The organism is Flavobacterium sp. LHD-85, assembly GCF_030929595.1.
Lineage (GTDB): Bacteria > Bacteroidota > Bacteroidia > Flavobacteriales > Flavobacteriaceae > Flavobacterium.
Window position 1 is genome coordinate 180,957 of sequence record NZ_JAVFVR010000017.1, and the last position, 13,229, is coordinate 194,185.

General features: G+C 33.6%; 11 protein-coding genes and 1 pseudogene. 6 read left to right on the forward strand and 6 right to left on the reverse strand.

What is annotated here, in order from left to right; all coding sequences use genetic code 11:
- Positions 1-531: 531 nt before the first annotated feature.
- Positions 532-1,026 carry a GNAT family N-acetyltransferase gene (locus RB618_RS21855; RefSeq protein WP_308070752.1) on the reverse strand — a complete coding sequence of 165 codons (495 nt, stop codon included), beginning with the start codon at positions 1,024-1,026 and terminating at the stop codon, positions 532-534.
- Positions 1,027-1,235: 209 nt separating this feature from the next.
- Here RB618_RS21855 and RB618_RS21860 point away from each other — a divergent pair, with 209 nt between their 5' ends.
- Positions 1,236-1,835: a CDP-alcohol phosphatidyltransferase family protein gene (locus RB618_RS21860; protein ID WP_308070753.1), complete on the forward strand. Its 600-nt coding sequence runs from the start codon at positions 1,236-1,238 to the stop codon at positions 1,833-1,835.
- 42 nt (positions 1,836-1,877) lie between these two features.
- On the opposite strand, the gene RB618_RS21865 is transcribed toward RB618_RS21860, so the two are convergent.
- The gene (locus RB618_RS21865) at positions 1,878-2,264 is read right to left on the reverse strand and encodes a flagellar motor protein MotB (protein ID WP_308070754.1); all 387 of its coding nucleotides are present in this window, start codon (positions 2,262-2,264) and stop codon (positions 1,878-1,880) included.
- A 313-nt stretch (positions 2,265-2,577) separates the two neighbouring features.
- Between RB618_RS21865 and RB618_RS21870 the strand changes: the two genes are divergently transcribed.
- Together RB618_RS21870 and RB618_RS21875 are read left to right on the forward strand one after the other, a co-directional pair.
- Positions 2,578-3,027: a hypothetical protein gene (locus RB618_RS21870; protein WP_308070755.1), complete on the forward strand. Its 450-nt coding sequence runs from the start codon at positions 2,578-2,580 to the stop codon at positions 3,025-3,027.
- A gap of 123 nt (positions 3,028-3,150) precedes the next feature.
- Positions 3,151-3,981 (forward strand): Bro-N domain-containing protein, encoded by an 831-nt coding sequence (locus RB618_RS21875; RefSeq protein WP_308070756.1) that lies wholly within the window; start codon positions 3,151-3,153, stop codon positions 3,979-3,981.
- 62 nt (positions 3,982-4,043) lie between these two features.
- On the opposite strand, the gene RB618_RS21880 is transcribed toward RB618_RS21875, so the two are convergent.
- The 4 genes from RB618_RS21880 to RB618_RS21895 all read right to left on the reverse strand — a co-directional run bounded on the left by RB618_RS21880 (position 4,044) and on the right by RB618_RS21895 (position 7,151).
- The gene (locus RB618_RS21880; RefSeq protein WP_111375919.1) at positions 4,044-4,430 is read right to left on the reverse strand and encodes a secretion protein; all 387 of its coding nucleotides are present in this window, start codon (positions 4,428-4,430) and stop codon (positions 4,044-4,046) included.
- Between the two features lie 364 nt (positions 4,431-4,794).
- Positions 4,795-5,196, reverse strand: coding sequence for a T9SS type A sorting domain-containing protein (locus tag RB618_RS21885; protein ID WP_308070758.1), 402 nt, complete (start codon positions 5,194-5,196; stop codon positions 4,795-4,797).
- Between the two features lie 514 nt (positions 5,197-5,710).
- Complete coding sequence (locus RB618_RS21890) at positions 5,711-6,115, reverse strand: T9SS type A sorting domain-containing protein (protein ID WP_308070759.1); 405 nt, start codon at positions 6,113-6,115, stop codon at positions 5,711-5,713.
- Between the two features lie 670 nt (positions 6,116-6,785).
- Positions 6,786-7,151 carry a DUF3244 domain-containing protein gene (locus tag RB618_RS21895; protein ID WP_308070760.1) on the reverse strand — a complete coding sequence of 122 codons (366 nt, stop codon included), beginning with the start codon at positions 7,149-7,151 and terminating at the stop codon, positions 6,786-6,788.
- Between the two features lie 450 nt (positions 7,152-7,601).
- On the opposite strand from RB618_RS21895, the gene RB618_RS21900 reads away from it, so the two are divergent.
- From RB618_RS21900 to RB618_RS21910, 3 genes and pseudogenes are all read left to right on the forward strand, one after another.
- Positions 7,602-8,474 carry an AraC family transcriptional regulator gene (locus tag RB618_RS21900; RefSeq protein WP_095929875.1) on the forward strand — a complete coding sequence of 291 codons (873 nt, stop codon included), beginning with the start codon at positions 7,602-7,604 and terminating at the stop codon, positions 8,472-8,474.
- A 261-nt stretch (positions 8,475-8,735) separates the two neighbouring features.
- Positions 8,736-9,596 (forward strand): alpha/beta hydrolase family protein, encoded by an 861-nt coding sequence (locus RB618_RS21905; protein ID WP_308070761.1) that lies wholly within the window; start codon positions 8,736-8,738, stop codon positions 9,594-9,596.
- 573 nt (positions 9,597-10,169) lie between these two features.
- Positions 10,170-13,229: pseudogene (locus tag RB618_RS21910) on the forward strand (hypothetical protein); the annotation flags it as partial.

The window sequence follows — 13,229 nt, forward strand, 5'->3', positions numbered from 1 at the left end:
TCAAACGTTCGATATTTTAGGACGCTTAATTAATATTGAAACCTCTCAGAAATGAGAGGTTTTTTTATTTGAATGAAATTATAAATAAGGCCGAAGGTCTTTAATCACCCAGCATTGGGTAAAGCCCAATGTCTGTAATAACACCAATAAGAAAGCCCTGAAAGGGCGTAAGCTATTAGATAATGAGAATGTCTATCGCCCTTTCAGGGCTTAGAGTTACATTAAGTGCTATGTGATAGGACATTCTGATAGGGCTGATAGGGCGTTGCCCTATTTTATAGCTGTTAACCTTTCAGGCTTTTATGCAGGTTTTTAAGAATCTGAGTCATTTAATAAATTTCATAAAATAATCCTATTATCAAATATAGCCCGTGGTTTCAACCACGGGTACACAATACGAGCAAGACAATATTGCGATCCCGTGGTTGAAACCACGGGCTATGTTTATATCGTTTTGGAATAGCAAATAAGAAAATGGTATTATTTTCTCCTTACGTCAGAAATGACAAATATTGTGTTTAAATGTTGCGGTTAAATATTCTCACCCATTTGGCTTATATCGCAACGCATTGTTGTTAATATTGGTTCAAATCCTGCCTTTTTATAAGCGTTGACAGCGGCTTCGTTGTCATGATATACATCTAATCTAACTTCGGTTATTCCTTGAGATAAAACCCATTTCTTAAGATGATCGATTAATAGATTATTAAGACCACGTCCTCTAAATTTTGGATCTACAAACATAAAACCAAGATACCCGAAAAATTCATGTTTTTGATAAGGTTTAGCTTGTCTGATTTGTGCATATCCACAACCAATAATTTGATTGTTAAAGTCTATAACCAAAAGTTCTGACTTGGGGTCAGAAATAAAATCCTCTATACTATAATAAAAAATCTCTCCTTCTTTTAATGTTACGTCGAAAGGTCTTTCTGCATGCACTAAATGTTGTAGAAATTCGGCAAGTTTAGGTAAATCTGTATTTACAGCTTGCCTGATCGATATATCTTTTGTGTTGTCATTCATATCTCAAATATATTGAAAATAAATTTGCTTCGCTATTGTGAGTGTCTTGCTCGTGAACATAAAGTTTATTTTATCCAGTTTGTCATAAATGACAAGATTTTTGGGGTCTTATTTTAAATAACAAATAGCCTCATTTCTAAAAAGCTTTAGTTGTCTAAACATATTTAAAAAGTAATATATTTGAGCGAATTTATTTATATAAAAAACAGATGAATATTCCTCAGTTACTTATTCTTTTAAGGCTTTTAATGGCGCCCGTAATTTTATTTCTTGGCTGGAAATTTGGCGAAAATGGTGCTTTAGCAATTTTGATTCTTATGTATATCGGTTTGTTTAGTGATATTTTTGATGGAATAATTGCCCGAAAACAAAATATTTCAACAGAAAAATTACGACGATTGGATAGCCAGGTCGATATGCTGTTTTGGGTTTCAATAGGAGTTAGTTCGTGGTTTATATATCCTCAACTTATTAATGCAAACATTTATTATATAGGGTTGCTTTTCGGAATGGAAATTTTATGCTACCTAATCAGTTTCATTAAATTTAGGAAAGAAACCTGTACCCATGCTTTTCTTTCAAAAATTTGGGGCTTAACGCTACTTGCTGCTTTTACGTCAATTTTAGGTTTCGGACATACAGGATTTCCATTTGCATTAGCAATAATTATGGGATTAATATCTCATTTGGATGTAATACTGATCATTTTAATATTACCGAATTGGCAGCATGATATTCCAAGTTCTTATCATGCTTATTTAATTAGAAAAGGTATTGCGTTTAAAAAGAGTAAATTACTAAACAGTTAATTTTTTTAGACAAAAAAAGTTCTTCATCTGAGAAGAATGTTGCTAAACTTTCTTTTTTATCGTTGTTTTTGGTTTACGCTTTAGTTTTTCTAATAAAGCATCGGCTTTTGCGTTTTCACAAATAAAACGTAATGATTCTGCGTAGCGGTAATAATATACAGGTTCTAAATCTGTGGTAAGAGAAAAAAGTTTAGTGTACCATTCGGCTGCTTTTTCAAGTTCGCAGTTTGTATACGATGAATTTCCTAGTTTTTGAAATAAGTCTACAGATTTGTAGCCTTTTGCCGCAACCCTTTCGTAGGTTTTTATGACATCTACATAGGCGTATTTTTCGCCGACTTTATCGGTTCTATAATAGGTTTCATTTTGCGCAGCTGCACGAAATGAAAATACGATTAACAATACTAAAATAGCTAGTTTTCTCTGCATGGTTTTTTAGTTTTGGTTGTGGTATTTAATCGTATTCATTAATTGTTTTTGAAAATCTTTGCACTGCAAGAAACAGTTGTAAAAACAATTATAAACTTCACTTATTTATTTTTATTGTATGCTTAATGCAATTTTAGTGTACAAATATATGGAAATCAATAATATGAAGTAAGTTTAGACGATGTTTTGTAAATAAAACCTGTTATATTACATTTTTAAAAGCAATTGATTTTAAATGCTTTGCAGATATTGACAGAAAATGATTTGCAGCTTCATTTTATATAATAACTTTATATAAGTAAAGAATATCAAAATGACAATACAGGAATATCTGAATAGAATAGAGGTTTTGGACAATGAGAAAAGCAAAATTGCGCTTGCAAATGATGCAGATTTGGAATTTTGTATTCAACAAATAAAACAAATCAATATTGAGCCATCTTTTTCTTTCGATGTTTTATTTCAAAAATCAGCTTCGGAAATAATAATTGTAAATGATGATGTTATAAAAATCTTTGCAGATCATTTAGGGTTACTCTTTTTAGAAGAAAAAGAATCTGGAAATGTTTGTCTTGCCAACAGTGAAGAGGTGCGTCCAGAGTATCGACAGAGTTTCAAGCTGATAGATTTCTTAGATTATATTTATGCTTTTATGCATTCTTCTGTCTATAAAGAATCGGAGAAAATAATTTTTTCATCAGAGACCACGCTTTTTTGGAAGCTGGTAAAAATGGGTTCGGATTTGAAAGGAAAATATAAATAAGGAGACAATTTATTTGAGCTGGTTTATACTTAAATTTGTTGTTGAGAATTGTCGTTTAAAACTTATGATAAAAAAAATGAAGGTTTTTTCTTGTTTTTGTGAAATAAAGAATATTAAAGAAAAATGAAAGAAGAAGGAGTTATTCAAATATTTGAAAAGAAGAAAGTAAGGACAGTTTGGGACGAAGAACAAGAAAAATGGTATTTTTCTATTATTGATGTTATACAAGTATTAACTGATAGTCTTAATGCAAGAAAGTATTGGAGTGTACTAAAACTTCGTTTAAAGAAAGAAGGAAGTGAGTTGACTATAAATTGTAGTCAACTGAAAATGCAAGCCGCCGATGGTAAATATTATAAGACAGATGTCGCAGATACGGAACAATTATTTAGATTAATACAATCTATTCCCTCTCCTAAAGCAGAGCCCTTTAAATTATGGCTTGCACAAATTGCATCTGAACGTTTAGATGAAATGCAAGATCCTGAAATCACGATAGATCGAGCTTTAGAACAATATATGCAGCTAGGTTATTCAGAAAGTTGGATTAATCAGAGATTAAAAAGTATCGAAATTCGAAATGAATTGACTAGAGAATGGAAAAACAGAGGTGTTAAGGAAGGAATGGAGTTTGCCATTTTAACAGATATTATTTCAAAAACCTGGTCTGGAAAAACAACTAAAGAATATAAAATACTAAAAGGACTGAAAAAGGAGAATCTGCGAGATAATATGTCTAATACTGAATTAATTCTGAATATGCTTGCAGAAGCGTCTACTAAAGATATTTCAAATGCGACAAAACCTGAAAATTTTGATGAAAGTAGGGAAGTAGCAAAACAAGGAGGGAATGTTGCTAAAGTTGCTCTAAACGAATTGGAATCTAAAACAGGAAAAAAAGTAGTAACTTCTTTAAACTCGAAAGATTTTATCGAGAAAAGAATTGATAAATAGAATGAAAAACAAAAAAAGCAGCTCCTGGTACGAGCTGCTTTTCTAATTTTTAGGGCAAAAAATTAACGACGGAAAGATGGACTCTGGTTTACAGATTGATCTAACTTTACAGTCTTAACTTTTTTCGCAGCAACTTTAATTTCGTGTTTCGCAACTTTGTCGTTTGCTTTCACTTCAAGAACATAAGTTCCAGCAGGAAAACTTTCTAAACTAATTGTTTTTGAAACTTCTAATTTGTCTGCTGCAGATTCTCCCGCATAAAGTAAGTTGTGATTCTCGTCGTAGATAGAGAAAGATGCATTTTCTACAGTGTCTAAAGTAAAGCTAACTACTTTTCCGTTTCCTGTTTTGATATTTAAAATGTAATCACCCTTTCCATCAATGGCGTAGGTAAACACAGTCGCTAAAAAAAAGGCAGCAACTAAACCAGCTTTGGTAAATTTTGTCATGTTTTTTTTAAATTGTTAATTACTAAATGTGGAACGCGTAAAACTACAAATACAAATTTAATTTTTAGCAATAAATAAGCATTTTTAAACGCTTAAGTTGTTGAATTGTAATTATTTCGGCATTTTGTTTGAACTATGTACGTAATTACTGGGCTTTTGGATTTGTTTTTAGAAAACTTTTTTTAACACTTAAAAATCAAAGAATTGAATTAATAAGAATAATTTTCAGAAAATGGTTTCGCAATAAGATTTTGCTTTTGCACTTAAACAAAAAAACAGCTCTATGACCACAAAGAGCTGTTTCTTATAACGTAATTTTTAAATTTTCTAACCTTGTTTTATACCTTTTTTAGCGTATAAATTCTTAGCGCGCAGCAACACTTGAATTTTTAGCAAAACCTGATTTGTAAACCAATGAAACTGCATTTTTTGATAAAGAAGCATTATCATTAATTGTAATTTCATATTTTGCTTTTTTCATGTTGTCTTCTACTTCTAAGAAATAAGTCCCTTCAGGAAATTCTTCTAGACTGAAAGTTCTTAAAATTCCATCTTTTCCAGAGGCGCTTTCAGAATAAATTAAAGTTCCATCATTGTCATAAATAGCTAAATTGGCTTTCTGTACTTTGTTAAGTGCGAAAGTGATCAGTTTTCCATTAGCTTTTAATACATGAAGATTAAATTCTCCATTTCCATCAATTGCGTAAGTGCTTATTCCTGTGAAAAGCAACGCTGCTACTAAACTCAATTTTGCAATTTTTTTCATGGTACTTAGTTTTAAATTAATAGTTCTAATTCTCTGATGCTAAATTACTTATGTGATACATGAAAAAGCGCAACTGTATTTTCCTATTTCTATGCTATATTCTCATTTACGAAACCGTTATAGGTTAAAACATGAATTATTTTTAATGTTTTTGTTAATTCAGTTGTTATTTTTTAATGTTTTGCTTGATTTTTAGTTTACAGTGAGCTAAGAATTTATTTACATATAGAATGTGGGTTTAACCGCAAAGCTCGTAATCCCGATAGCTATCGGGATACGCAAAGAGCGCTAAGAATTATTGTCCAAGAGTTTTATAAAAGCGAAAAAGTTCGCAAAGTTTTGTGGAAAGAAAACTTTGCGAACTTCGCGTAGACACCTTAGCGTCTTTGCGGTAAAAAAAAACAAAAAAAAACAGCTCAATAACCACAAAGAGCTGTTTTTAAAACTTTTGAAAGTTTTTAAACTTACTAACTATCTAACCTCACTTTTATACTTTATGAAAGCATAAACTTTTTTAGCGTGTTGCCACACTTGTATTTTTAGCAAAACCTGCTTTGTAAACTGATGACACAGCGTTTTTAGATAAAACAGAAGAATCGTCAGTTATTGTGATTTCGTATTTTGCTTTTTTTGTATCGTTTTCTACTTCTAAGAAATAAGTTCCTTCTGGAAATTCTTCTAGGCTGAAAGTTCTTAGAATTCCGTCTTTACCTGAAGCGGTTTCAGAATAAATTAGAGATCCGTCTTTGTCATAAATAGCTAAGTTGGCTTTTTGTGTTTGGTTAAGTCCAAATGTGATCATTTTACCATTAGCTTTAATAACATGCAGGTTAAAATCTGCTGTTCCATCAATTGCATATGTGCTAATTCCTGTGAAAAGCAATGCTGCTACTAAACTCAATCTAACAATCTTTTTCATGGTATTTAGTTTTTAAATTAATAGTTCTAATTCTCTGATGCTAAATTACTTCAGTTGTAAGTAAAAAATCAATACTGTATTTGCTGATTTCGATGCTATATTCTCATTTACGAAACCGTTATATGTTAAAATTTGAATTATTTTTAGTGTTTTTGCTAAAACGCCTATTATTTTTCAACGTTTTTAATTGTTTTTAATTTACAATGGCATAACGATTTCTTAAAAAAATGTAGGAAGTTTTGAAAGATGCTAAGGTTTTGAGATACTAAGATTCTAAGTTTTTATTTGGATTGTGTATTTTAACGCAAAGGGCGCAGAGGTTGCGCAAAGTTAACAAAGGCTTTTTTCGAGTAAATTTTATAGAATAAAAAAGTTCACGAAGCTTTATCTAGATTAAGCTTTGCGAACTTTGTATTTGTATGCATGATCTTTGATAAAAAAACCTTGTGAACTTTGCGTAAATCTTTGCGTCTTTGCGGTAAAAAATCTTTGCGGTTGAATAAACTCAAAAGTATAAAGCAAAAAAAAAACAGCTCAGTAACCACAAAGAGCTGTTTTTAAAACTTTTGAAAGTTTTTAACTTACTAACTATCTAACCTCACTTTTTATACTGTATTAGAGTATAAAGTTTTAAGTGCCGTGAAGAATTGCACTTAACCTTAATATTTTCTTAGTTAACAGAAACAGTTCCTTTTGAAGACAAAACAGAACTGTTAGCGTTTACAGTGATATCGTATTGTACTTTTTTGAAGTTATCAGCAACTTCTAAAATGTATTTTCCTTGTGGAAATTCTTCTAAACTGAAAGTTCTTAAGATTCCAGTTTTACCAGAAGCATTTTCAGTATAGATTAAATTACCATTTGTATCATATATACTAATAACTGCTTTTTGTAATTGATTAATTCCAAAAGCAATTACCTTGCCATTTCCTTTTAATACATGAAGATTTAACGCTTCATTTCCATCAATTGCATAAGTACTCATTCCTGTTAGAAGTACTGCACATACTAAACTTAATTTCATTATCTTTTTCATATTCTATAGTATTAAATTTTTTTCGTTCATTTCTCTGAGGCAAAGTTATAGCAGCATGTGTGGTATTTTAACATCTATATTTTCCAATTTATATGCTATATTCTCATTTACGAAACCGTTATATGTTAAAATTTGACTTTAATGTTGTGTTTTTGTTAATTTGATTGTTTTTATTCAAAGTTTTTCAAAAACTGAATACTTCTTAAATTTTCCATCTTTCTTACAAATTTTAACATATTGGTATAAAATCGGGTTTTAAATGGGATAAATAGAAAAAAAGGGAGAAAAAAAAATAAGACCCTAAAAAAAATCCGATTTTGATATAAATTTTTCAGTGTTAAGAACGTTATTTTAATGTAAAATTCGCATTTACGAAACCGTTATAGGTTAAAATTTAAATTATTTTAGGTGATTTTGTTAAATTTGCTATTATTTTTTAAAGAAATTATCATGAAGACAATTGCCCCAGCTCTTGAAGTGATAACTAACTCATACGGAAGTTCTTTTACCTACGCTAAACACGCCGAAAAGACCAATAGCAAAGCTCATTTATGGCACTATCATCCAGAAATTGAGTTGGTCTATATAAATGGTGGGGCCGGAAAAAGACAAATAGGAAGCCATGTTTCTTATTATACCAATGGTAGTTTACTTTTAATAGGAGCTAATTTGCCGCACTGCGGTTTTACAAATGAGCAGACAGGAAATACAACGGAAACTGTTATCCATATTAAGCCTGAATTTTTAGGAAGCGATTTTTTTGTTGCTCCTGAAATGAAAAAGGTGCAAAATATTTTGAAACAAGCTAAAGGTGGAATAGCTTTTGGCGGTGAAACGAAAAAACGTATCGGAAAGAAAATTGAAATGATGGAAAACGAACCTCCATTTCAAAGACTTATTACACTTTTGAGTGTTTTGGACGAATTGGAATCGGCTGAGGAGTATACCATTTTAAATGCAGACGGATTTTCGATGGAACTTCAGACTCAAGATAACGATCGTATGAATGTGGTTTTCAATTTTGTGAAAGATCATTTTCAGGAATCTATTTCTATAGACGAAGTTTCGAGTCTGGTAAGTATGACTACGCCTTCTTTCTGTCGTTATTTTAAGAAGATTTCAAACAAAACATTTACAGAGTTTGTAAATGAATATCGTTTAGTACATGCTTCTAAGCTTTTGGCAGAACAACCGATGAGCATTAACGAAGTTTGTTACGAAAGCGGATTTAATAACTTCAGCCACTTTAGTAAATCGTTTAAGCAATATACTGGTAAAAGCGCTTCACAATACCGTCACGAACATAAGATTATTATTAGTTAATGTTTTTTTGCCACGAATTACACCAATTGGCACGAATTAAATTTTATAATTGATTGAAGAAATAAAAATCCGATCGGTTTAAATCCGGTCGGATTTTTTTAATCTTTTCCATTTAGCTGCTAATTTTTTAGAAGAGAGTGATTTAAGTAAATTAGTGAAAATTTGTGTAATTCGTGGCATCAAAAACCAGTCGGATTTTTCATATATTTTATTCTGAAAAAAGTTATATTTACAGACCCTAATCAGAAAAAAAATATCAAAATGAAGAAATTTAAAATGCTATTGTCTGCATTTTTGCTTTGTCTTACCACGATGACATATGCTGCAAAAGTAGACACACTTCAAGTTGCTAGTACCGCAATGGGAAAAACCTATAAAGCTGCGGTAGTTCTGCCAAATTCTTATGCCAAAAGCAAAACTGCTTTTCCAGTTATGTATCTGTTGCATGGTGCATACGGACATTTTAGCGATTGGCTTAAAAATACTCCAAACAAAAAATTGGTGCATAATCTTGCAGATCAATACAATATGATTATCGTAATGCCAGAAGGAGAGACGTTTAGTTTTTATATTGATAGCCCTGTAAATAAAGAAAGTCAGTTTGAGACTTTTATTACGCAGGAAGTGATTCAGAAAGTAGATAAAACCTATAAAACAATTGCTAATAGAAACGGAAGAGTAATCACTGGGCTTTCAATGGGAGGTCATGGTGCATTATATTTGTCGGCCAGACATCCTGATTTGTTTTGTGCAGCTGGAAGTATGAGCGGTGCGGTAGATATGAGTACGATGTTAAATAGAGATTCTTCGGCTCAAATTGTAAAATTAATGCAACCTGTTTTTGGTGATAAAAGTGGAAGTACGGAATTGTATGAGCAAAATTCTGTTCTAAGAATGGCTGATAAAATAAAAGTGAACAAATTGCCTCTAATAATAGATTGCGGAGTAGATGATTTTCTAATTGAGCCAAATAGAGAATTGCACAGAAGATTGGTTTACAATAAAGTTGACCACGATTATACAGAACGCGCAGGAGCTCATACTTGGGATTATTGGGAAAATTCGCTTCCGTATCACGCACTGTTTTTTAATAAAATATTACTAAAAACTAAAACGAAGTAATTACGAAATTAATATTTTGAATTACCTTATTTTGAATTGTTCTATTTTAGCGCGGTGTTTTTTGAGAAAATAATAAAAAACAGGTATTTATTTTTTATTTTTGAAAATGAATAAGACCTGTTTTTTATTTATTACATACTACTTTTCTTATTATTGCATTCCGTTCATCGATTATTATTGAATGATATCGATTTTACTTCTTTTTAATGGAGAGCATTTATGTTATTAACTAATTTTAACAAATGTTTTTCCCCCGATCGTTAAATGTCAGATTTATTTCTGAGGGTCAAGTCTTTTTTATAAGAGTTTTTTAGATTTTGTGCTTCATAACTTTTGAAGATGGTTTATTATTTACATGTAATTACCAAATCTGTAAACTATCTGGTTTTTTGCTAATGTAATGGTATTCTAAATACTATTATTATGAAAAAAACTATTTTTTATTACATGAAGATTATACATGAACTGTGTAAAATCTTTCGTTGTTATTTTATTATTTTAGTTTTCCCAAATTTTAACTTGGCGAAAATTAGTTTGCACAAAAAGTATCAATTTTACTTGACGGTACTTTTTATGCTATTTTCTTTCCAACCTTATTTGCATTCACAAGCTATATCTGGAGCAGCTGTACAAGCTAATTTTGGTATTGATGCTGATGTTTATGCAAACAAAGAACAATTTTTAGTCCCTCCAACGGTTTCGGGTATTTATGATGACTGGTTTTTTAGCTCTGCTTTTGCTAATGGAACCGGTCAAAATGTTATCGATCAGACTAATGCGGCGGGGTTAAAAACATCAATCCAGGCGAATAATAATTTTACATTCGAAAAAAGAATGTCGAAACCCAAAAATACCATGGTTGGTAATTATTTGTGGATTGATGCTGTTTATGGGCGTGATGGAAATTCAACGCAAAATAACAACGACTCTAGTACTTTTTCTGGAAGTTCTAACAAGAATGGTGATAACCCAACTACTTGGTCTTTAGGTTCAGGTAGTATTCCTCAAAAGGATGATATTGTAGATGTATACGGTTATTTAAGAAGAGATTTATCTCCAGCCGCATTAGCAATTAATCCTAACGGAATTTTATGGGGATACGGAGGAGCATCTAAAATTTCTTCCGATGGGAATTCACATTTTGATTTTGAATTTTTTAGAACAGAAGTAAGTTTTAACGGTAGCGCATTAGTTGGTACAGGTAGTCAAGCAGGACACACAGCTTGGACTTTTGATGCAACCGGAAAAATACTTGTCCCTGGTGACGTGCTTGTTGCCATCGATTTTGAAAATGGTGGAACAAAACCACTTGGTAGCGTAAGAGTTTGGATGTCTAGTGCTGATATTGCTAATTTTAACTCAAGACCTAATAGACCATTTGATCTAACTGGTGTTTTTGACCAAGGTAATGGCGCGCCTCCTTATGGATATGCTGAAATAAAAGCAAAAGGAGGAGGTATACTTACAAATGTTTTTGCAGTTGTGAATGTATCAGCTGCTACATTAGGGCCGCCTTGGGGAACTTTAGAAGGTTCGCAAGCCAATTTTCAAGATAATTATAAAGCCTTACAGTTTACAGAGTTTGGACTTAATTTGACAGCGTTAGGACTCGATAGCCGAAATGTTAACCAGAGTCCTTGTTCAAATTTATTAGGTTCTCTGCTAGTAAAAACGAGATCTTCATCTTCATTTACTGCAGAGTTAAAAGATTTTTCAGGACCTTTTTTATTCGGAAATATTACAGATGTAGCCGTCGTAGGTAATGTTAGTAACCCATTGACCTGTAATAATCCAACAGCTACTTTAACAGCAACTCCAACTCCAGCAAATGCTACTATAAAATGGTACGGGCCTTCACCTGATGGTATAGCCGATGGACCTTTTATACCAGGAAATGCACCAGTTGTATCTGTTAAGGGAGTTTATACAGTATATGCTTATACAAATTTAGAAGGCTGCTTTGCTAAAAAAACAGTCACAGTTCTTGAAAATAAAGAACCGCCAAATGTTAATGCAGGAGGAGATAAAGCTTTAACTTGTTTGATAACGTCAATACAATTGTCGGGCTCGTCAAGTACGCCTAATGCTACTTATCTATGGAGCACATTGGATGGAAACATTGTTTCAGGAGGTGATACTTTAACGCCAACAGTTGATAAGGCTGGAACTTATACATTAACAGTTACCGATCCTATTAATGGATGTAAAAAGGCAGATGATGTACTTGTAACAAGTACTCCGCCAACACCTCTCAATATAGCTTGTCCTGAAGATAATTTAAAAAGTTCTTGTGTTTATGCCGATCAGGCTGCAGTTGACGCTGCTTTTGAAATCTTCAAACAAGGTTTTACAGCTTCAGGAGGCAACGGAACTTTAGTAACCTCAGGATTAGAAAATTTAACTCCTCCGCTTTTATGTGGTGGAACCGTAACAGTAAACTTCAAAGTGACTGATGATTGCGGTTTAGAGAAAACATGTTCAGCAACTTTCACCATCACGGCTCCAGCAGCCGTAACTCCAGAAGCTCCGACAGCAGTGAACGCTTCAGCGTGCGCCTATGCCGATCAGGCCGCATTGGATGCCGCATTTGAGACATTCAAATCAGGCTTTAAAGTGAGCGGAGGATGCGATGCGAAAGGAGAGATCCAAGGAAATCCTGAAGCTCCGAAATTATGCGATGGAGGAACAGTGACAGTTACCTATAAAGTGACCGACAAATGCTACGAGACCACCATCAGCAGAGACTTCACCATTACCGCTCCTGCGGCAGTGACTCCTGAAGCTCCGACAGCAGTTAACGCTTCAGCGTGCGCCTATGCCGATCAGGCCGCATTGGATGCCGCATTTGAGACATTCAAATCAGGCTTTAAAGTGAGCGGAGGATGTGATGCGAAAGGGGAGATCCAAGGAAATCCTGAAGCTCCGAAATTATGCGATGGAGGAACAGTTACAGTTACCTATAAAGTGACCGACAAATGCTACGAGACCACCATCAGCAGAGACTTCACCATCACGGCTCCAGCAGCCGTAACTCCTGAAGCTCCGACAGCAGTGAACGCTTCAGCGTGCGCCTATGCCGATCAGGCCGCATTGGATGCCGCATTTGAGACATTCAAATCAGGCTTTAAAGTGAGCGGAGGATGCGATGCGAAAGGGGAGATCCAAGGAAATCCTGAAGCTCCGAAATTATGCGATGGAGGAACAGTTACAGTTACCTATAAAGTGACCGACAAATGCTACGAGACCACCATCAGCAGAGACTTCACCATCACAGCTCCAGCAGCCGTAACTCCTGAAGCTCCGACAGCAGTGAACGCTTCAGCGTGCGCCTATGCCGATCAGGCCGCATTGGATGCCGCATTTGAGACCTTCAAACAGGGCTTTAAAGTGAGCGGAGGATGCGATGCGAAAGGAGAGATCCAAGGAAATCCTGAAGCTCCGAAATTATGCGATGGAGGCACGGTGACAGTTACCTATAAAGTGACCGACAAATGCTACGAGACCACCATCAGCCGAGACTTCACCATCACAGCTCCTGCGGCAGTGACTCCTGAAGCTCCGACAGCAGTGAACGCTTCAGCGTGCGCCTATGCCGATCAGGCCGCATTGGATGCCGCATTTGAGACATTCAAA